A 20,946-nucleotide genomic window follows, 5' to 3' on the forward strand; every position below is an offset into this window, starting at 1 on the left:
TGCTTTTTTCATGTGAATCTCCTTGCAGTTAGCATACGAGAAAATTCTACGTTTGACTTCGATTATTTTAGGGGAGGATTACCAATGAGCTACGGCTTTTTTGTTGTCTCAAGATAAAATTATTTGTCGCCCTGAAAGTGTTTAATTCAGGAGCTTGCTTTATTGCAGAAATAAATCCGCAGGTACAGTAAGCAAGCGTTGTCATGTGAATGAAAGAGGTTGTGCATTCATCTAGTGCGGCTCCAAAACAACACTTTTATTAAGAAGGTGTGACTGTCCTTTTTTATTCTGTTTTTTATTCTCAGATTGTGTCTAGAGGAAAGCTAACGGGTTAAATTAAAGAGAGGCATAGACGTACAAAGCCGCTTAGCAGCGGCTTTCGGTTCTTTATGATTTATTTGAATTATTAACTTTATTTAAAAATGATTTTAGTTGTAAGTGAAATTGGGCATTCGATACGATTTCTCCGATTGCCAATGATAGTTCATCTTTGTTATCTGCGACAGAGTGATTTAATCCTCTAACAATAGTAACAGGGTAGACCTCATCCGAGCGTTTAATTTTAAAAATCTCGGATGAAAAATCGATATTATCAGATGAGATATGAACCTCTTTAAAGCCTGTTTTTACTCGTGGTTGGTAAAAGCTTATCTTCCCCAGCGGCTGTGGTTCAGTTTTATATTCAATGAGTTCTAGAAACTTTATTTCAAGATTTAAAAAATTACTCAGAGAAAGTTGTAACTCCTTCAGGATATCATCTATTTCAGCTTCATTCTGAATAACGTTGTCAGCAGCTATTTTTCCTTTCTGCAATAACTTGTCAAAGTTTAAAGACATATTTCACTCCTCATGGTCTCGTAATTTCACACATAATAGGCAAGTGGTCAATTAAGTTACCCCTATTTTCAAAGTCATTGATAAAACCAACTTCCTCTATGACCTTGGTGCTTTGTTCGTTTAGATGCCAAGTCCCTTTCCCTAGAAAACTACCGGAAAACATTATTTGGTCATATGTGTGCCATATAGTACCTTGAAACTCTTTGTATTTGTGAGTACCTGATCTAAATGCCTCATTATCAGCTAAGTGATTATACTTTTTTTCTGACACAACACTTCTCCAGAATGGATTATAAAAATACTCATTCGGGTATTTCCTAACTGCATCATGACAGCGAGATGCATTTAAATGATTCCGTATGCTTTCATCATAGGGATTATCATTAAAGTCGCCCATTACGATAACGTCTTCATTTTGAGACATTAATGCTTGCGCAGATGAATAAACAATTGTTGCTGCTGATTTCCTCCGATCTTCTCCACCATGAAGGCGACTAGCCCAATGACATAAAAATAAATGGATCCTTTTATTATCATCCAAATTAACAATTTCAACTAACTGTGCAGCCTTAACTGTATTACCAGTGATAGATTTTGACAGATAATGCAGATGGCTTAAATGAATTTTTCTAGTATTATAAATAACAGCAATATCAAACCTTGTTCTGCCAAGCTTACACGTTAAGTCTAGCATTTTTATATCGATTAAACGTGAGCCCAAGTATGTATTAATATATGCGACATCGTCAGACGAGACCTCGCAAATTGCAATTAAATCACAAGACAATTCTGTAATTAGCTTTTCGATGTGTTTACATATTGTCGCATACGTTCCTTGGTTGGCTTTCGAGCTGGCTTTTGGGGCTGCTGGTGATAATGCTGTATTCCACCAAGCCATTCTTAGGTTATACAACAACATTAATTTTATTTCTCCAAAAGTAAGATACAATGTATCTATCAGTATTATCACAAATTTTAATATTAACGTCACTTTAAGCAGTAATGTAATTTGAACGATATAAGAGATCAACTAATATTATGTTAACCTGACGCTTACTCTCCTTTGATCTTCTTCCAGTTTTGTTAAACTATTTCATTTTTAAAATGGAATTACAATGAAGCGGTTAGTCGTAAGCTTAATGGTCATAGCTATCGCAGGGTGTAGCACAGCTAATAACATTGAAACAATTACTCCGAAAGAAGCGGTGGTCAAATACAGTAAAATTGAAGGCTATCAGGATAGGTTTACTAACATCTATAAACAAAAGGACAGTCATAAATTTGTGCTCATAAGTTGTGAAATTAAAAACCTCTACTAGGGTTATATTTTCTCGCTATGGATAGCAACTATGACTCGCGCACGAAACCAGTTAATTGACTTAAATGCTACACCTTATTATCACGTGATTAATCGTTGTGTGCGGCGTAGTTTTTTATGTGGTAATGACCCATACAATAACAAAAATTATGACCATCGGCGGCAATGGCTTATCAAACGGATTAAGTTCTTATCATCTGTTTTTTCAATCAATATTGCCGCCTATGCCATCATGAGCAATCACTATCACTTGGTGTTACAAGTCGATAAAGGTGCTGTTGATAGTTGGTCGATGAATGAAGTGATTGACCGATGGTATCAATTGTTTAATGGTCATGTATTAATTGACAATTATTTAGTTCATGGCGCTTGTTCGCAGGGTGAAATGATACAAATTAAAGCGCTAATCCAGTGCTGGCGAGAGCGTTTATATGACATTTCATGGTTTATGAAATGCTTAAACGAGCATATATCGCGCCGGGCGAATAAAGAAGATCAATGTACAGGTAAGTTTTGGGAGGGACGATTCAAATCACAAGCCTTGCTTGATGAAACAGCACTTTTAAGCTGCATGGCCTATGTTGATTTAAACCCCATCCGAGCAGGTGCTGCACAGAGCCTTGAACAAAGCGATTTCACCTCAATTCAAGAGCGTATAAAGCAGTTCAAGTCATATCAACAACATAAAAATAAACCGAAACCAGACTACCACCCCCATGTTCAGCCACTGACGCTATTGCCCTTTACTGCAACAGGCGATTCGAAAGCGTTGCCGTTTTCCTATGCTGACTATTTTGAGTTAGTTGATTGGAGTGGACGTCATATCGATCCTAAGAAGAATGGCTATATAAGCGATAATGAACCGAAAATATTAGACGCGTTGGTCATTGATAGTGACGCTTGGTTACAAAGCGTAAAAGAGTTTAGGCGTCAGTATGGTAATTTCGCTGGTGGTGAATTTAGGCTTAGAGATTGTGCAGAAATGCATGGCCGTTGTTGGTATAAGGGTGTTGGTTAACCGTCTAATATTAAGCATAAAATTATAGTGACTTCTTTAGGGTTAGCTAGTAATGTCTGACACAACAAAATTGTGACGTATTAAAGTAATTTACAATTAATTTTGTGCTTTGTTTTAATATGATATTTAATGTTGAAGAGAACAGAAGGGCAAAGTGAAGCTTCTATGTTTAAGCCTGTCCTCTTTCTGTCGTAATTATCACTTGAGCGTGGATGCAGCCATGGTGGCTGTTAAATAGCATCCATGCTACTTCTGCTTGTCCTATCAAACTGCAACAGCTTAAATGCCAAGTCTGATTACTTGGCAAAGGTGTGACTGTCCCTTTTATATCTACTTGTCCTATTCCTTTTATAGTAAACGGAAAAGAGTGCCTGTCCCTTTTGTGTTACATTTCTGATTAATCTGAGTTGCCTTGAATTGTGATGCGCACCGCGCTACACTTTTGGGCGATCAAATCATTTAAACATAAGGGCCTGAAGAAATACTTTGAAACAGGAAGTACTTCTGGAATACAGCCTAAACATCAAAGAAAATTGAGAATGCAGCTGGCAGCAATTGATACCGCTCAAGCAATTGAAGATATAAATTTACCTGGCTTTAAGCTTCATCCACTCAAAGGTAATCGAGATGGAATTTGGTCTATCACCGTAAATGGAAATTGGCGCATCACTTTTGAATTCATTAATGGCAATGCGTTTATCTTAAACTACGAGGACTATCACTAATGAGTATGCATAATCCACCACATCCGGGTGAGTTCATTTATGAACTTTATCTGGAACCATCTGGCCTAAGTTGTCGTTTCTTGGCGAAACAACTTGATGTAGCATCATCAACGTTAAATCGTATATTGAAAGGGCAAAGTGGAATTTCACCAGAAATGGCACTTCGTTTATCTAAAGCACTAGGACGTTCACCAGAGAGTTGGCTTTCGTTGCAAGATAATTATGATCTTTGGCATGCAAAGCAGAATGTTAATCTAACTCGAGTACACGCCGTCAACTTTGCAATAGCGTAAACGAAATGTAACAAGCCTATAAAGGCTGATCCGCAATGAATTCACATTCGTTGCAAAAGCAAAAGGCGCAACAAAGTGCGCCTGCATTGTTCACGTCTAATGGGAGCGTTCCCCAACTTATAGCCATAGTGCTGCAAATTGAGATGTGTATTAAAGCGGCCCAACGCAGCAACAATTAAATATCATTGAACGTTGCATATATAGAAGATCTCAGATGAAATCAGTGGCTCTTTTGGGGTGGTTATAAAACCTCTTAATTTTGTTAAACTATTTTATTTTTAACATGGAATTTAGATGAAGCGATTAGTCGTAAGTTTAGTGGCATTAGCTATCGCTGGGTGTAGTACGGCGAATAACATTGAAACAATTAGCCCTAAAGAGGCTGTCGTAAAGCATAGTGACATTGAAGGGTATCAAGATAGGTTCGCTAATATCTATGGCAAGTTTTCAGACTACCCGGCAACGTGTCAGAAAGATTGCTACCCACCAAGTGAGTTGATTCAATGTGAATCATCAATGCAAGGCTGTGAGTATGTCGGCTCAAAGCCTACAATTAATTTAGAGGCAGGCTTTACTATTCAATGGTTAGGGCATGCTAGCTTTGTCATTAATACCGCTGATGGGCAACAGTTTTTATTTGATCCGGTTTCAGCGCAATTTGATTGGCCAGTTAATTGGGCGTTTCGTTTAAGTGAGGGCTTTAATCGTAACCTGCCAACACAGCTCAGCGCGGGTGTGCTCAATAAAACAGCTGCGGTGATGTATTCGCATATTCATTATGATCATTTTAATAAAGATGATATTGCAAAAATCGGCTCTAGTGCTCAATTTCTAACGCCATTAGGCTTTGCAAAGCAATTTCCTGAAGATGGTTATGATGTGACTGAAATGGCTTGGTATAGCAGCAAACAGTTAGGTCAAGTGACCGCTAATTTTGTGCCCGCACATCATTTTAGTAGCCGTATCTTGGTGCCATTTATTCATGAAGATCATAATGCCACGCTATGGGGAGGCTGGGTGCTAGAGTATCAAGGCAAAAAATTATTCTTTGCAGGTGATACGGGGTATTCGCCACACTTCAAAGATATTCAAGAAAGATATGGTGATATTGATGTCTGTTTAATACCGATCGCATCGTATTTTAGCGAAGAGCACCCTAAATGGTATCGTAAAGTACATACAACCCCAGAAGATGCACTACAGGCTGCAACTGATCTCAATTGTAAAGTGATGATCCCGTGGGGTTATGGTAATGCGAGTTGGCAGATGGGCGATCGTACTTCGCACTCAGCATTGTTTCGTTTATTACATATGAAAGATCAATTGAACTCTAATATACCTTTATATATTTTAAATGAAGGTGAGCAGGTGAAATTGTAAATTTAATGGTAACTAACGCTTTGTAAGTAACGTCTTACTGTCAGTGTTGTCATTTGCATTAGAAACTAATAGCTTCGGTAGAGGATTCACGGAGCTATGCTTTCTCGCGTTGACATTGCCAACACACCTCAAAGGCCGCATCGTTCTTTTCAAAACAGCCTTGGCACAACCACTCACTGCCATGGTTTTGATTTTGTGACGCATCAACAATTGTCATTGCTCGGTCAAAGTCGGCGTCATTAACTACCCAAAGTTCAGGCCATGCATCAAAAACTGAAATCTCGCCTAATGCGCCTTGCGCAAATTCATTTTTAACAAACACCTCGATACGCTGCGCTTCGACAAGGTTTTTCATGTTATTGACTAGAAAGCTATTTTCATTACTGTAGATTAACTTCATATTGAGTATCCGTAGGGGTAGCTATGTTTACTTAAGCTATTTTCACTTAAGGTATGTAATTGGTTAGCTTACCCCTGTGGGTCACATAATGAAAGGTCAGTGAGTTCTCTCTGTCTTTCATTAAACTTGTCTTTGTAGGTTTACTAGTGGTTAGCCACCACTAACGCTTAACTTCATACCAATGCTTCTCAAGGTATTCACGCTCGCCGCCGATATACCGGGCGAAATTGATTAGGTTATCTGTTCACTTAACTTGTCGCGATGATGGGCGCGTGTAAGATCTAAATAGGGCCCTTTGGGAATAATACCCGTTGGATTAATCGTCTCGTGGCTGCCGTAGTAATGCGCTTTGGTGTATTCAATATTGACGGTGTCAGCAATCCCTTCCACTTGGTATAAATCGCGTACATAGCCAGAGAGGTTAGGGTAGTCGGCAATGCGACGTAAATTACATTTAAAGTGGCCGACATACACAGCATCAAAGCGAATTAGGGTAGTAAATAATCGCCAGTCTGCCTCTGTAATAGTATTACCAGTTAAATATCGTTGGTAGGCTAAGCGCTTTTCTATCACATCTAATGCATCAAATAGTTCAATGACCGCTTCGTCATAGGCTTCTTGCGTTGTTGCAAACCCTGCACGGTAAACACCATTATTAATCGTTGGATAAATAAAATCGTTAAGCTCATCAATTTCACTTAATAACTCCGGTGGGCAAAAGTCACCTTGCAGAGCACCGACTTGATCAAAAGCGGAGTTAAACATACGAATGATTTCAGAAGACTCATTACTGACAATAGTCTGCGTTTGTTTATCCCATAAAATAGGAACAGTGACTCGACCGGTATAATCCGCGTGAGCCGCGGTATAAATTTCATGTGCATACTGTGCATTAAAGATTGGGTCGCTAATCACCCCATCACCTTCGGCAAAGGTCCAGCCTTGCCCACCCATGTAAGCGTTAACGATAGAGATTGAAATCATCTCTTCTAAGCCCTTTAGCTTACGATAAATCATTGTGCGATGTGCCCAAGGGCAGGCGAGTGATACATAGAGATGATAGCGATTAGGCTCTGCTTTGAAACCGGCTGTGCCAGAAGGTCCTGCACTGCCATCAGCAGTGATCCAATTGCGAAAACTAGGTGTGGTGCGTTCGAATCGACCGCCTGATTTTTTAGTGTCGTACCATTGGTCATGCCATTTTCCGTCGACTAATAATCCCATGAGTTTACTCCAAAATAATTAATGTGTTGTGATGATTGATATGAGTTAGCGGGCTGTATCATTGTTAGTGGGCTAAAAAAGCCCACGTTGATAATCCAAAAACGCTTGGCGAACTTCAGCTTGAGTATTCATTACAAAGGGGCCTCCACGCGCAACGGGTTCGTTCAGTGGTTGTCCTGCGATGAGTAATAACCGAGTTGATTGTTCCTTTGCTGCCAAGTGAACGGCATCCCCATCGGATAAAATACCAAGGCCTTTTGCCTTCAGTGTTTTTGGTTCATTGTTTCCTATAATTTGAACGAGGCCTTCAAGGACATAAATGAATGCGTTGTGGCCTAGGGCTAGCGATTGTTTAAACTCACTTTGGGCAGATAACTCAATGTCCATATAAGTAGGGTAGACATAATTATTTCGGACAGGTCCAATTGTGCCCTGATCTGTTTTACCTGCAATCACTTTGACACTCCCCCCACTTTTTAAGCGTTCAGTGGTGATGCTTTGTGGTGAATACTCTTGGTAATCAGGGGCTGTCATTTTGTTGCATTTAGGTAAGTTGACCCATAATTGAAAGCCTTGTAGTAGGCCATTTTCTTGCTCTGGCATTTCAGAATGTAAAATGCCACGACCAGCTGTCATCCATTGCACTCCGCCTGGTTCAATAACACCTTCATGACCTGCATTATCTTTATGGCGCATTTTTCCATTGAGTAAATACGTTACCGTCTCAAAGCCGCGGTGAGGGTGTTCTGGAAACCCGCCGATATAATCTTGTGCTTGATCACTTTCAAAGCAATCGAGTAATAAAAAGGGATCAAGCATATTTAAATCAGGTGAACCAATAATGCGTGTTAACTTTACGCCGTCACCATCTGCGGTGTTGATGCCCGAATAAGTGTGAATTAAGCTTCTGTTACTCATGGTGTTCCTCTGATGTATGATTAGTGTTAAGTGTCGATGTCTGTTGAAGGAACATTGATTTAACTTGTTGTGCGGTTGTCTAACGCATAAGCACCAGGACCTTGGGCTACTAGCATTAAAAAACCGCCCGCAATTGCAATATTTTTCATAAACATGCCCATTTGCATTTGGTCAGAAAAATCTGCATGAAATATCACCGCAGAAATAACGCTAAATCCAGCTAATGCGGTTGCGACAAGCTTGGTTTGCCAACCCACTATAATCGCTAGGCCGCCCAAAACTTCTAGGGCTATAACGATTGGCAGTAACATACCGGGCACTCCCATTGCTTCCATGTATCCTTGAGTGCCGGCATACGATGAGATTTTACTTAAGCCTGACATAAAGAAGATAGTTGCTAGAAATAGACGGCCTGCTGGTGCGCTGATTGATTGTATTACTGTGTTATTACTCATAAGGTTTCTCCAATGTATTTTATGTGATTAGCGATTCGATAAGTAAATTTTAGTTGTTGATTAAATTTCAATAAACAGTAATATTTGTAAATAATAATTCACTAAAATAGAACAATGTTGTTTTGGTTTAACAGATAAGGGATGCAAGATGGGGCAACTAGAAGACATGGCGTTGTTAGTACGTATTGTCGACGCTGGTGGAATAGGCAAAGCAGCAGACCAGTTAAGTATGGCTAAATCAGCAGTCAGTAAGCGCTTAAAAGATTTAGAAACTCGCTTAGGGACTCAGTTGTTGTCACGGACGACACGAAAATCAACGTTAACAGAAGCGGGTTCTTTGTATTATCAACGCGCAATGACCATTATCGATGAGGTTGCCGAGTTAAACGCACAAACACAAGAAGTGAAAACATCGTTATCGGGGAAACTAAAAATAACGATGCCATTATCTTTTGGTTTATTACATTTAGCGCCAGTGATTGATGAGTTTTCTAAACTTCACCCAAAGCTGAATTTACAGATTGATTTCGTTGATAGGCATATTGATCTACTCGCGGAAGGCTATGAGCTGGCAATCAGGATTGCTGAATTGAAGGACTCTAGTTTAAAAGCAAGACGCTTAACTCCTATTCATCATGTGCTATGTGCCAGCCCTGATTACGTTGCTAAGCGCGGAGAAATTGAAACAGTAGAACAACTTCACAATCAAGACTTTTTACAATACGCCAATCTAGGGCAAACCGGAACAAGCCAAGGTAAGGTCAGTCTGACCGATAAAGACGGCATAATACATACAGTGCAACTCAATACCGTGATCACGGCAAACAATGGTGATTTTCTAAAGTCGATGTCGATTAACGGCAAAGGACTTTGCTTTTTACCTACGTTTATCGCTTATGAAGCAATTCAATCAGGGGAGCTGGTGACGTTAATGAATGATTTTCAGTTACCAGGTCTTAATGCTTATGCCGTGTACCCGCAAACTCGATTTTTGTCTGAACGTTGTCGTGCGTTAATTGATTTTATCGCTCAGCGTTTTGGCGATAAGCCGTATTGGGATGAGTATTAAATAAAAAGGCACTGCTTTTAGCAGTGCCCTGATAAAGTGTGATACTTGAATGATAGACAACTCACTTAAAAGTCAATGAGGCTTGTTTTAGCATTTCGGTAATTTGCTCCACAATATGCTTAGAGCTTTGCGGTTCAAAGGCTTTTATGCGCGGGGTATGGATATGGCCCACAGGTAAGGTTAAGTTTAATTTATCGCGCAGTGCAATAGAGCGATAAGATATTTCATTTGATAGATAGCTACCACCAGAGCCTTGCACAGAGGTTTGACCCTCTAGCTGAGCTAAATTTTTGGCGTTAAACTCACCATTCTCAAGAGTCGTGACTTGGTGATTATCATTGATTTGATAGGGACCTTTGGCTTGTTGCATCTTTTTTGCTGGCAGTGAGAACTCAACAAACTCATCGCCTTGGTGATATTGACCGTTTAGTAAAGGAACAAGAGGATTAGTTGGGCTTGCGCCTGTGATGACATTCCTATTGCCGGGTATCGTTGCCGAGCGGCGTTTACCAGGGAAACGTTCCAAGTCAAAATGCTCGCGCCCCATTGAGATGGTGGCGATTAAATCGATACGTTGCTCTGTTTGCATTAATGGTGTCAGGATTCGTTCGATTAAGTCTTGGTCAAAATCATCAAACCGTACAGGGATCATCACCGATTCAATTTGAGTTTTGACACCGTTTAGCTCGATTATTTTTCCGTCAAGCATCATTGCAGCAACACCAGATGGGTTACTTTGGTTTAGGTTACGGTCGAGCAAGAAGGGATCAAAACCTGTGACAAAGATACGTTTAATATTTTTATTGGGTAGATAACTTATATCGTTAAGTCCGCGAGAGTTATCTTCCCATGTTTGAAGTAGTTCTTGTTGTTGTGCTTGAGGTAAAGCCGCGGCGTTTTGTTTGATCAGTGCTCGACCATTTAATCGCGCCCAATAAAGTGCACGGTCATCGGCGTCATTTAATGTGTTTAAATCAACCTTCGCACTTGTCCATAATGAGCCTGCAATGTTGGTGACCGCTTTGTGTTTTGAATCAAAGTCACTGTATTGCTCTAATTGAGCTAACAGTAGATCTAATCGTTGTTGATAGCGATTGGCGATAAGTGGGAATTGCTGTTGAGCTTGGCTAACGCGTTGCTCTTCAGGGTCTAGGGCTAGGCTAACTTGTTTGTTCATCGTTGATTGGCAACCTAAGAGTGACGCAAGGGCCAAAGCAAGGCCTGATGTTTTAAGAAGTTTGTTCATTATAGATTCTTTTATTGTTGTTGTATCCTTAGTGTACCTGCTCTGCTATTTGAGGATAAAGTATAATTTTAACTTTATGGCTTGATTAGACTTCATTGGTCAGCATCATTTGTTGTTATGCGGAAATAAGGCGACTAAATCCATATTAAAATAGCCGCCTTGTTCTTTACCTTAGGCTGAAAGTTGGTTGCAGCTCCCCAGAGGTATATTGCCACTCGTATTCCTTAAAAGGGGAAGCTTGAGTGTAAAGCCAAACTTGGGCGACAAGTTTAACTTGTGGCTGACTCAGTAAAATTGTTTGTTTGAAGACTCCGTTATTGAGTGGGGTTCTCAATAAGCAACTCTCAAAGTTAACGTTAATGCCTTGTGGCGGTGCAGGGCACACATTTAAATAGGCTCGTTCATTGAGATCGGGTAGAAACACATCAATCTGTAATTCCACATCTGAGGTTAAGGAAAATCCAGGTTCGATGATTAAATCAGTCGTTTTTGTCGCCCCTTGAGCGGAGTTTGTTGGTGTGGTTGTTACTTGTGGCTCCGTTGGCTGTGTACTTGGTGTCTGGCTTATTGTTGGTTGCGCAGTGGCTGATTCATCACTTCCACCTCCGCCACATGATGTAATAGAGAGCAGAGTAACAACAAGGATAGTTTTAGAGTAATTCATAATCATTCACCTATTGTTCAATTGTCTTTTGAGCGGTTGGGTTATTAAACCATGTTGGGTTTTGTAGACCGTTCGTTTGTGAAAATGCTTCAAAGGATGGATAGGCGTTGAGTAAATCAACCTTTTCAATGGGATGAGCCCATGCATCACCGATCTTTAATGCCCATGGTAAGCCGTTATCTGTTTGATAATATAGTGACTTGTCGGGGTCGCTATAGTCATCTCCCGTGGTTAATAAACTGTCGTCAAACGCTTCGGTTGGTGCTTGGTTTTTAAGGTGAACCTCCCAACCTCGGGTATTTCCATTGCTAATATGAGGGCCATGATAGTGACCTGCAGCAGCAAAGATGAAAGGGTCAAGTAACCCTGACGGCGCATTCGCTTGAGCGATAGGTGTTATCAACGGTAATCTCACTCTGAAATAGACTTTATTGATATCACGGCAATTAGTTTGGACTCGGAAGTATTCACAACCTGCGGGTAGTACAACATGATCCCAAACATCAGGCACAATCATGATAATTGCTTCATCGCGTCCAGTCTCAACAGGGTTAGTGTTTTGCAATTGATTGGCTACTTCATAGTGAATCTTATCGGTGTCGATGTTTGAGGCGTCAACTCCCTGTAGCCTAACGGCAAAGCCGTTATGATAACTTGCGCCAACACCGGTGATTTCACCTTCAACTTGATAGGAAATGACTTGATCCTCTTTGACATAAGTTTTAGTACGATAATTTAACACTAAGTCATTAAAGTCAAAGTCGCCTTTTTGTGGCCAAAAGTCTTCGTAAGCCAAGGTAACCCAGTCAACCCCTCCTGGATAGGCCTGAACGCTTACACCATTACTTGTTACATCAATAAGGTAGTCTTCGACTTCGCCATTATCGACTCCTCCCGTGGCGGACATTTCTGATTCAGCCGAGACACGAAACCTCACCCAAGTTTGGCCCACAACTGCGGAAATCGGTACATTAATGGTGCTGATATTAGTTCCTGCGATGACTGGTGCTGCCTCAATGTCCTGTTCGTTTTCATCGAACGTGCCGCTATGATCCCAATCGATCCACGCGTTGAGAAAGCCTTCGGCTGAAGCGCTCGTTATGACAATAGTTTCAAGTCCGGTTTCAAAGCCTGTGACAAAAGCAACGCCATCATCATCGTCATCGACATTGGGGATTGCTTCACCACTAACCGCTGTGCCAAGGTATAAACCGTTCAAATCAAGCGCATGCCGTGCACCGTTATCATCAAGGGATGTGCCATAACTAGATGGGGCATCACCATAATCAATGCTGGTGTCATCATCGTCAACTAGTGGCGCTGTCGCACAACGTGCGCCATCATTATTCGATGATGATGGTCCATAAGCAAATAGCTCTGCAGTAGGTGAGCTTTCACTTACATTAATTCTGAAAACGTATCCATCACTGTTGCGACTAATATAGAACTTGCCGGAAGCATCAAAGTAGACTGCACCGAAGGTGCCTGATTGACCCACATTGCCTAATAATTGACTCGACCCTGTCGTCGGGTCTAGTTGATGAAGGTCACCGTTGCTATCGACACTATAGAGCAACCCAGTTAGCGGGTGAAATGCAAAGTCATAGATCCTGAGGTCGAGAGCTGCACCGTCAATGATCTGAGTTGCTTGTTTATAGGTTGGATCTTCACTATCAAGGGAAATACGATAAAGGCCATAGCTGGCTCCTCGGCGATAGGCATAATATGCGTTATCAGACACAGCAACGTCACCAACATAGAAACTAATGTTGGGTAAACCCGTGATCCCATCGATTGGGAGGACTTGATAATCTCTGCCAATTTTAACCAGCGTGTTTGCTTCATAGCCAAAGCCATAAAGAAAGCGGTCATGAACACTAAAACCTATTGCGTTAACTTTCCCTGAGGTATTCATCTGGGATGAGAGAGTTTGTGAATTACCGGTGGCAAGGTTTACACCAAACAGGTTCGCTTTTGATTGTTGAATCAAAAATGCTTTTGATGGGCAGGTGGCAAATGGCTCCGCAATGGCGTTAAACGTTGATAAAAAAATCAGGCCCATGAGCCCTATTGATATTCTCATGATGTGCTCCCCTCTGTTAATCTATTAGGTAGCAGCATGAAACGTGCCTAAATTAAATTTATGATTTTTAAGTACTTAATTTTTTTGATGGCGAGCATTTCTGAAATAAAGATGCAATTTGCATGATATTTTGCAATATCACTTACTATGAGATTCTTAGATTGAGACTAGCCCAGGTTACAAATTAGTTGGCTATTAGACAGCATATAGTGACAAAAAGGCGTTAATACCTTGAATCTTTTATTTGCTGGCGTATAATGTTTGCCATTAAACAAGTATCTTGTATTTTTACGTTTGAAATAAGCGACAAAGACTGAGATATCAAGCCCACAGGCAAGCAACATCTGCCAGTGGCTATCAGGTAACCCTGATAACAGGGTCCAGTTTTAAACCCCGCTTTTATGTGGGGTTTTTTATTACCCTAATACATGCTTTAGCGTGTAGAACTAACATCAAGCGAATTGATAGTTCGCTTTTAAACTGGGCTTTTTAGCCCTTTTTTTGTTTTAGACCAAAATTTTTTATAGGAGTGAGTGTTGTCTACCATTGATAATCGCTTAACAGAAATGCTTGAACCAGCTGTAGAAGCGGCAGGGTTCGAATTAGTCGGTATTGAATATATTCGTGCCGGAAAACATTCAATTTTACGCTTATTTATTGATCACGAAAATGGAATTGACGTTGATGACTGTGTAGAAGTAAGTCACCAGGTTAGTGCTGTTCTTGATGTGGAAGACCCAATCACGACTGAATACAATCTTGAAGTTTCATCGCCAGGCTTAGATCGTCCGCTGTTTAAAGCGCACCACTACAGCAGCCGTATCGGTGAAATCGTTACATTACAAACTGTTATGCCAACAGACGGTCGTCGTAAATTCAAAGGCGAAATCGTTAGTGTTGACGGTAACATGGTTACGTTAAAAGTTGATGGACAAGAATATACCATTGCATTAGCTAACGTTAAAAAAGCTAATATTGTTCCACAATTTTAAAAGTTAAGTTTTAAAAATAAGGGTAAGAGGCAACATAAATGAGCAAAGAAATATTGTTAGTTGCAGAGGCCGTGTCAAATGAAAAAGGCGTGCCTCGTGAGAAGATCTTTGAAGCGTTAGAAATTGCACTGGCAAGTGCGACAAAAAAGAAAGCTGAAAAAGAGATTGAAGTTCGTATTGATATTGACCGTAAAACAGGTGAGTTCGACACTTTTCGCCGTTGGTTAGTTGTTGCTGACGAAGAAATGGAAAACCCATTAGCTGAAATCACATTATCAGCTGCACAATTTGATGATGAGTCAATTCAGTTAGGCGATTACATCGAAGACCAAATTGAATCAATTGAGTTTGACCGTATTACAACACAAACGGCTAAGCAAGTTATCGTACAAAAAGTACGTGAAGCTGAGCGTGAAATGGTTGTTGATGAATACCGTGACCAAGTTGGTGAATTAGTGACTGGTGTGGTTAAGAAAAGTAACCGTGAAAGTATCATTATCGATTTAGGTAACAACGCTGAAGCAATTATCTATAAAGATGACCGCTTACCGCGCGAATCATTCCGTCCGGGTGATCGTGTTCGTGGTTTGCTTTACACAATTAAAGAAGACAACCGTGGCCCACAATTATGTGTGAGTCGTACTCACCCAGACATGTTAGTAGAATTATTTAGCATTGAAGTGCCTGAGATTGGTGATGAAATGCTAGAAATCATGGGCGCTGCTCGTGATCCTGGTTCTCGTGCTAAAATCGCGGTTAAAAGTAACGATAAGCGTATTGACCCTGTAGGTGCTTGTGTTGGTATGCGTGGTTCTCGTGTTCAAGCGGTATCTGGCGAACTAGGCGGTGAGCGCGTTGATATCGTGCTTTGGGACGACAATGTAGCTCAGTTTGTTATCAATGCAATGGCTCCAGCTGAAGTTGTTAGCGTTATCGTTGATGAAGACGAAAACAGCATGGACCTAGCGGTTGAAGAAGATAACTTAGCACAAGCGATTGGCCGTAATGGTCAAAACATTCGTTTAGCAAGTCAGCTAACTGGCTGGAATCTAAACGTGATGACAGTTGCAGAGCTAAAAGAGAAGCATGAAGCAGAAGATAGTAAAGTGATTGATGTTTTCACTGCTGAATTAGATATCGATGCAGATTTTGCACAGGTACTAGTTGAAGAAGGTTTCACTTCATTAGAAGAAATTGCTTATGTACCAGTACATGAGTTAATCGAGATTGATGGCTTTGATGAAGATCTTGTCAATGAGTTGCGTGAACGCGCTAAAAACTCATTAACAACGAAAGCATTAAAAGTTGAAGAGTCATTAGATGGTGCACATCCAGCTGAAGACTTATTAGGCTTAGACGGTCTAGAACGTCACCTTGCATTTGTATTAGCAAGTAAAGGTGTTGTTACGCTTGAAGATCTTGCTGAGCAAGGTGTAGATGACCTAGAAGCTATTGAAGAATTAACGCCTGAACAGGCTGGCGAGCTTATTATGGCTGCTCGTAATATTTGCTGGTTTAGCGATGAGCAAGAATAAGTAAGGCAAGGGGAAAGAATTATATGTCAGAATTAACAGTTAAAAGCTTAGCTGATGAGATCGGTGCACCATTAGAGCGTGTTATCGAACAATTAGCAGAAGCTGGTTTTAAGAAAAACCAAAATGACAGTGTGTCATTAGATGAAAAACAAGCCTTACTTCAGCACTTAGCTGGTCAGCACGGAGCAGAAGCTGCGCCAAAGAAAATGACGTTACAGCGTAAAAGTAAATCAACACTAAAAGTGGGTTCTGGTGAAAAGAGCCGTACGGTTGCTGTTGAAACACGCAAAAAGCGTACTTACGTAAAACGTGATGCAGCGGCAGAACAAGAGCAAGCAGAAGCAGAAGCAAAAGCAGCTGAAGAAGCGGCACAAGCGGCAGCAGAAGCGAAAGCAGCAGAAGATGCAGCAAAAGCGAAAGCGGCTGCAGAAGCGAAAGCGAAAGCTGACGAGTTAGCGAAGGCGAAAGCAGAAGAAGCATTGAAAGCTAAAGCGGCGGCAGAAGCTAAAGCAGCAGAAGAAAAAGCTCAACAAGATCCTGAAGAAGCGGCTAAAGCAGCGCAACTTGCTAAGGAAGAAGAAGAGCTGAAGCGTCGTCAAGAAGAGCTACTTGCTGCAAACGTTAAAGCGGCTGCTGAACAAGAAGCAGCAGCAGCGAAAAAACTTGCTGAAGAAAATGCGGCACGTTGGGCTGAAGAAGAAAAAGCACGTAAGGAAGCTGAGAAAAAAGCTGATTACCATACGACTTCTTCTACTTATGCTCGTGAAGCTGAAGATAAGCAAGATAGTCAAGCTGAAACTCGCGGTCGTAAGAAGAAAGCGAAGAAAGGCAAAAAAGAAGCAGCTAAGCCAGCTCACCGCGGTCGTGGTAAGAAAGGTACACTAAGCGCTCCGACGTCTATCAAACAAGGTTTTGATAAGTCAGCGGTTGTTGCTAAGTCTGATATTCGTTTAAGTGAAACGATTTCAGTGAGTGAACTTGCTTCTAAGATGTCAGTTAAAGCAACTGAGGTTATTAAGAACCTGATGAAGATGGGCGTTATGGCGACTATCAACCAAGTTCTTGATCAAGAAACTGCTGAGCTAATCTGTGAAGAAATGGGCTACAAAGTAGTACTAGTTCGCGAAAACGAATTAGAGCATTCAGTACTTTCTGAACGTGGTGACCAAGGCGATAAGAAATCTCGTGCACCTGTTGTTACTATCATGGGCCACGTTGACCACGGTAAAACTTCATTACTTGATTACATCCGTAAAGCAAAAGTTGCTGCGGGCGAAGCGGGTGGTATTACCCAGCACATTGGTGCATACCACGTCGATGTAGATGGTTCGATGATCACTTTCCTAGATACACCTGGACACGCCGCGTTTACAGCGATGCGTTCACGTGGTGCTAAAGCGACTGACGTTGTAATCATTGTTGTTGCTGCAGATGATGGTGTAATGCCACAAACTAAAGAAGCGGTTGAGCATGCTAAAGCTGCTGGCGCTCCGATTATCATCGCAGTTAACAAGATGGATAAAGAAGGCGCAGATCCTGATCGTGTTAAGAACGAACTTTCTGCTATTGACGTTATTCCTGAAGATTGGGGCGGTGATGTTCAATTCTGTCACGTTTCTGCAAAAGCAGGTACAGGCGTCGATGAGCTATTAGAAGCTATCTTGATGCAAGCTGAGCTGTTAGAGCTACGCGCAACTGACGAAGGTCATGCTGCTGGTGTTGTTATTGAATCTCGTCTTGATAAAGGTCGTGGTCCAGTTGCCACAGTACTAGTACAAGAAGGTACATTAAACCACGGTGATATCATCCTTTGTGGTTTAGAGTACGGTCGTGTTCGTGCGATGCGTGATGAGAATGGCCGTGATATTAAAACGGCTGGTCCAAGTATTCCTGTTGAAATTCTTGGCCTATCTGCTGTACCTAAAGCGGGTGATGAAGCAACTGTTGTTAGTGATGAGCGTAAAGCACGTGAAGTTGCACTTTACCGTCAAGGTAAATTCCGTGACCTTAAACTAGCACGTCAGCAAAAAGCTAAGCTAGAAAACATGTTTAGCAACATGACTGCGGGTGAGTGTTCAGAGCTTAATGTTATTCTTAAAACTGACGTTGAGGGTTCTTTAGCGGCAATCGCCGATTCACTAGAGAAGCTATCTACAGAAGAAGTTAAGGTTAACATTATTAGCCGCGGTGTAGGTGGTATCACTGAAACTGACGCTACACTAGCAGCAGCGTCTAACGCTATCATGCTTGGCTTTAACGTTCGTGCCGATGCAACGGCTCGTAAAGTGATTCAAAACGAAAACTTAGATATGCGTTACTACAGCGTAATCTATGACTTAATCAACGAAATTAAGTCTGCGATGAGTGGTTTATTAGCGCCTGAGTTCAAGCAAGAAATCATCGGTCTAGCTGAAGTTCGTGATGTATTCCGTTCACCTAAGTTTGGTGCAATCGCTGGTTGTATGGTAACTGAAGGTATCGTTAAGCGTACTAACCCTATCCGTGTATTACGTGATAACGTTGTTATTTATGAAGGTGAACTAGAGTCTCTACGTCGCTTTAAAGATGACGTTCAAGAAGTTCGTAATAACATGGAATGTGGTATCGGCGTTAAGAACTACAACGATGTTAAAGTTGGTGACCAAATCGAAGTATTTGAAGTCATTGAAATCAAACGTTCTTTATAATCATTAGATAATAAAGATGAGATGGGGGCTACTTAGCCCCCATCTGTGTTTATAAAATTAAATTTTATTGAGGTTGCTCAGTAAAATTGGGAGAAATAAATGGCTAGAGAATTTAGCCGTAGCCGCCGTGTTGCACAGCAGTTACAAAAAGAATTAGCGCAAATTGTGATGCGTGAAATTAAAGCCAGCGAGTTTGGTATGATCACTATCAATGCCGTAGACCTGTCAAATGACCTGTCATACGCTAAGGTGTATTTTACACAGTTACATGATGATGCTGAGTTAATCAAAAAATCATTGGAACTATTGAATGAATCTGCACCTTATATCCGCTCATTAATGGGTAGTCAAATGCGTTTGCGCATCGTGCCAGATCTTAAGTTCTATTACGATAAGTCATTAAGCGAAGGTATCCGTATGACTAGCTTAGTTAATCAAGCTGTCCGTGACGATAACGCTAAAAATCCTGAACGAGAGTCAGGAGAAGAGTAATGGCGCGTAAACGTAAAGGTCGCGCGATAGATGGTGTGGTTTTATTAGATAAGCCGACAGGGCACAGTTCTAATGATATTTTGCAAAAAGTAAAGCGTATTTACTTTGCGCAAAAGGCAGGGCACACTGGCGCACTTGATCCGTTAGCGACGGGGATGCTGCCTATTTGTTTAGGTGAAGCAACCAAGTTCTCACAATATTTACTCGATTCAGATAAACGTTATCGTGTTATTGCTAAATTGGGTGAACGTACCGATACCAGTGATAGTGATGGTGAAGTAGTTCAAACTCGTCCAATTGAGTTTAGTGAAGAAACATTAATGGCTAAGCTAGACTCGTTTAGAGGAAAAACTATGCAGGTGCCATCAATGTTCTCTGCATTGAAGCACCAAGGCAAACCGTTGTATCACTATGCTCGTCAGGGCATTGAGATCGAGCGTGAAGCACGTGAAATTAACGTGTTTGAACTCTTGTTTATTCGCCATGAAGGTGATGAACTAGAGTTAGAACTACATGTGAGTAAAGGTACCTATATTCGAACCATTATTGACGACTTAGGGGAGATGCTGGGTTGTGGCGCGCATATAACCATGCTTCGTCGTCTAGAGGTTGCACATTATCCGCAAGATAAGATGGTGACACTAGAACAGTTGCAAGCATTGTTAGACCAAGCAACAGAGGAAGAGGTCGCTCCGTCAACTTACCTTGACCCATTGTTGTTACCAATGGACACGGCTGTGATAGATTTCCCGCAAGCACACATCAGTGATGAACTGAGTGTTAAAGCGCTGCATGGTAACGCGGTAGCTGTTGATGGTTTCTCTGAAGGCGAATTAGTGCGCATGGTGGTTGGTGATGAACAACGCTTTATCGGTGTTGGCGTGATTGACAATCAAGGGCGAGTTCAACCGAAAAGGTTAGTGGTTGAAAATAGCTAAATAACGATGTTGATGCTTTATCACTTGAATTGAAGAAAGGTTTCTCAGACATTAATGTTTGAGAAGCCTTTTTTATTTCACGGCAACGGTATCAGCCTCTGCTGGAGAGTGATTATGGAGGGGGCATCAGGTTTAACTTTGTCTATTAAGACGCAATAAAGACAAAAGGCTAATAAAATACTTGTAACTTACTGCCTTGCTGGTATCATTGCGCGCTCGAATGTAGCTGAATTAGTGATCGGCTACATATTTCTTTAAATCTTATAAACATTGGAGTTTATTATGTCACTAAGCGCTACTCAAACAGCTGAAATCATCGCAGAATTCGGCCGTGATGCAAACGATACTGGTTCTTCTGAAGTTCAGGTTGCTTTATTAACAGCACAAATCAACCACTTACAAGGTCACTTCCAGAAGCACATCCACGATCACCATTCACGTCGTGGTCTTTTACGCATGGTTTCTAGCCGTCGTAAATTACTTGATTACTTAAAGCGTAAAGACGTTACTAAGTACCAAGAAACAATCGCTAAACTTGGTCTACGTCGTTAATCGATTAGTTCAAGAGTGTCTATGACACAAAAAAGGAACCTTTTAGGTTTAATGCCGTTCACTTAAGGTGAGCGGCATTTTTATTTCTAGCATAACGTTGAGGTCTGGGCTTTACCGTTC

20 protein-coding genes are annotated in these 20,946 nt (G+C 41.1%); 11 read left to right on the plus strand and 9 right to left on the minus strand.

Going from position 1 to position 20,946, the window contains the following annotated elements:
* Window positions 1-387: 387 nt before the first annotated feature.
* Together Q8W26_RS16995 and Q8W26_RS17000 are read right to left on the minus strand one after the other, a co-directional pair.
* Complete coding sequence (locus Q8W26_RS16995; RefSeq protein ID WP_101215691.1) at window positions 388-837, minus strand: hypothetical protein; 450 nt, start codon at window positions 835-837, stop codon at window positions 388-390.
* A 10-nt stretch (window positions 838-847) separates the two neighbouring features.
* Window positions 848-1,867, minus strand: coding sequence for an endonuclease/exonuclease/phosphatase family protein (locus Q8W26_RS17000; RefSeq protein WP_101215692.1), 1,020 nt, complete (start codon window positions 1,865-1,867; stop codon window positions 848-850).
* Window positions 1,868-2,186: 319 nt separating this feature from the next.
* Between Q8W26_RS17000 and Q8W26_RS17005 the strand changes: the two genes are divergently transcribed.
* The 4 genes from Q8W26_RS17005 to Q8W26_RS17020 all read left to right on the plus strand — a co-directional run bounded on the left by Q8W26_RS17005 (window position 2,187) and on the right by Q8W26_RS17020 (window position 5,571).
* Window positions 2,187-3,173 carry a transposase gene (locus Q8W26_RS17005; protein ID WP_305473827.1) on the plus strand — a complete coding sequence of 329 codons (987 nt, stop codon included), beginning with the start codon at window positions 2,187-2,189 and terminating at the stop codon, window positions 3,171-3,173.
* A gap of 422 nt (window positions 3,174-3,595) precedes the next feature.
* Window positions 3,596-3,898 (plus strand): type II toxin-antitoxin system RelE/ParE family toxin, encoded by a 303-nt coding sequence (locus Q8W26_RS17010; RefSeq protein WP_101215694.1) that lies wholly within the window; start codon window positions 3,596-3,598, stop codon window positions 3,896-3,898.
* Window positions 3,898-4,191 (plus strand): HigA family addiction module antitoxin, encoded by a 294-nt coding sequence (locus Q8W26_RS17015; RefSeq protein WP_101215695.1) that lies wholly within the window; start codon window positions 3,898-3,900, stop codon window positions 4,189-4,191. The genes Q8W26_RS17010 and Q8W26_RS17015 overlap by 1 nt, the downstream gene beginning before the upstream one ends.
* 294 nt (window positions 4,192-4,485) lie before the next feature.
* Entirely contained in the window at window positions 4,486-5,571 is a 1,086-nt protein-coding gene (locus tag Q8W26_RS17020) for an MBL fold metallo-hydrolase (RefSeq protein ID WP_101215696.1), read from the plus strand.
* A 94-nt stretch (window positions 5,572-5,665) separates the two neighbouring features.
* On the opposite strand, the gene Q8W26_RS17025 is transcribed toward Q8W26_RS17020, so the two are convergent.
* The 4 genes from Q8W26_RS17025 to Q8W26_RS17040 form a co-directional block, all read right to left on the minus strand.
* Window positions 5,666-5,971 carry a DUF2007 domain-containing protein gene (locus Q8W26_RS17025; RefSeq protein WP_101215697.1) on the minus strand — a complete coding sequence of 102 codons (306 nt, stop codon included), beginning with the start codon at window positions 5,969-5,971 and terminating at the stop codon, window positions 5,666-5,668.
* A gap of 231 nt (window positions 5,972-6,202) precedes the next feature.
* Window positions 6,203-7,195, minus strand: a complete 993-nt coding sequence (locus Q8W26_RS17030; protein WP_101215698.1) for a glutathione S-transferase family protein — start codon at window positions 7,193-7,195, stop codon at window positions 6,203-6,205.
* Window positions 7,196-7,267: 72 nt separating this feature from the next.
* Window positions 7,268-8,113: a pirin family protein gene (locus Q8W26_RS17035; protein WP_101215699.1), complete on the minus strand. Its 846-nt coding sequence runs from the start codon at window positions 8,111-8,113 to the stop codon at window positions 7,268-7,270.
* A gap of 59 nt (window positions 8,114-8,172) precedes the next feature.
* Window positions 8,173-8,568 (minus strand): DoxX family protein, encoded by a 396-nt coding sequence (locus Q8W26_RS17040; protein WP_101215700.1) that lies wholly within the window; start codon window positions 8,566-8,568, stop codon window positions 8,173-8,175.
* A gap of 148 nt (window positions 8,569-8,716) precedes the next feature.
* Here Q8W26_RS17040 and Q8W26_RS17045 point away from each other — a divergent pair, with 148 nt between their 5' ends.
* A complete protein-coding gene (locus Q8W26_RS17045; protein ID WP_101215701.1) occupies window positions 8,717-9,637 on the plus strand; it encodes a LysR family transcriptional regulator in 921 nt (306 codons plus the stop codon).
* A gap of 61 nt (window positions 9,638-9,698) precedes the next feature.
* Here Q8W26_RS17045 and Q8W26_RS17050 read toward each other — a convergent pair whose 3' ends face one another.
* From Q8W26_RS17050 to Q8W26_RS17060, 3 genes are all read right to left on the minus strand, one after another.
* Window positions 9,699-10,883, minus strand: coding sequence for a hypothetical protein (locus Q8W26_RS17050; RefSeq protein ID WP_101215702.1), 1,185 nt, complete (start codon window positions 10,881-10,883; stop codon window positions 9,699-9,701).
* A 166-nt stretch (window positions 10,884-11,049) separates the two neighbouring features.
* Window positions 11,050-11,547, minus strand: a complete 498-nt coding sequence (locus Q8W26_RS17055; RefSeq protein ID WP_101215703.1) for a hypothetical protein — start codon at window positions 11,545-11,547, stop codon at window positions 11,050-11,052.
* Between the two features lie 10 nt (window positions 11,548-11,557).
* Entirely contained in the window at window positions 11,558-13,630 is a 2,073-nt protein-coding gene (locus tag Q8W26_RS17060; protein WP_305473830.1) for an LruC domain-containing protein, read from the minus strand.
* A gap of 536 nt (window positions 13,631-14,166) precedes the next feature.
* Between Q8W26_RS17060 and rimP the strand changes: the two genes are divergently transcribed.
* From rimP to rpsO, 6 genes are all read left to right on the plus strand, one after another.
* A complete protein-coding gene (gene rimP, locus Q8W26_RS17065; RefSeq protein ID WP_101215705.1) occupies window positions 14,167-14,622 on the plus strand; it encodes a ribosome maturation factor RimP in 456 nt (151 codons plus the stop codon).
* A gap of 38 nt (window positions 14,623-14,660) precedes the next feature.
* Window positions 14,661-16,157 (plus strand): transcription termination factor NusA, encoded by a 1,497-nt coding sequence (nusA, locus tag Q8W26_RS17070; RefSeq protein ID WP_101215706.1) that lies wholly within the window; start codon window positions 14,661-14,663, stop codon window positions 16,155-16,157.
* 23 nt (window positions 16,158-16,180) lie between these two features.
* Complete coding sequence (gene infB, locus Q8W26_RS17075) at window positions 16,181-18,844, plus strand: translation initiation factor IF-2 (RefSeq protein ID WP_101215707.1); 2,664 nt, start codon at window positions 16,181-16,183, stop codon at window positions 18,842-18,844.
* Window positions 18,845-18,943: 99 nt separating this feature from the next.
* Window positions 18,944-19,336, plus strand: a complete 393-nt coding sequence (gene rbfA, locus Q8W26_RS17080) for a 30S ribosome-binding factor RbfA (protein ID WP_101215708.1) — start codon at window positions 18,944-18,946, stop codon at window positions 19,334-19,336.
* Window positions 19,336-20,274, plus strand: coding sequence for a tRNA pseudouridine(55) synthase TruB (gene truB / locus Q8W26_RS17085; RefSeq protein ID WP_101215709.1), 939 nt, complete (start codon window positions 19,336-19,338; stop codon window positions 20,272-20,274). The genes rbfA and truB overlap by 1 nt, the downstream gene beginning before the upstream one ends.
* Before the next feature lie 282 nt (window positions 20,275-20,556).
* Window positions 20,557-20,826 (plus strand): 30S ribosomal protein S15, encoded by a 270-nt coding sequence (gene rpsO / locus Q8W26_RS17090; protein ID WP_101215710.1) that lies wholly within the window; start codon window positions 20,557-20,559, stop codon window positions 20,824-20,826.
* Window positions 20,827-20,946: the final 120 nt, after the last annotated feature.

The organism is Psychrobium sp. 1_MG-2023 (assembly GCF_030689115.1).
In the GTDB taxonomy this organism is placed as follows: Bacteria; Pseudomonadota; Gammaproteobacteria; order Enterobacterales; family Psychrobiaceae; genus Psychrobium.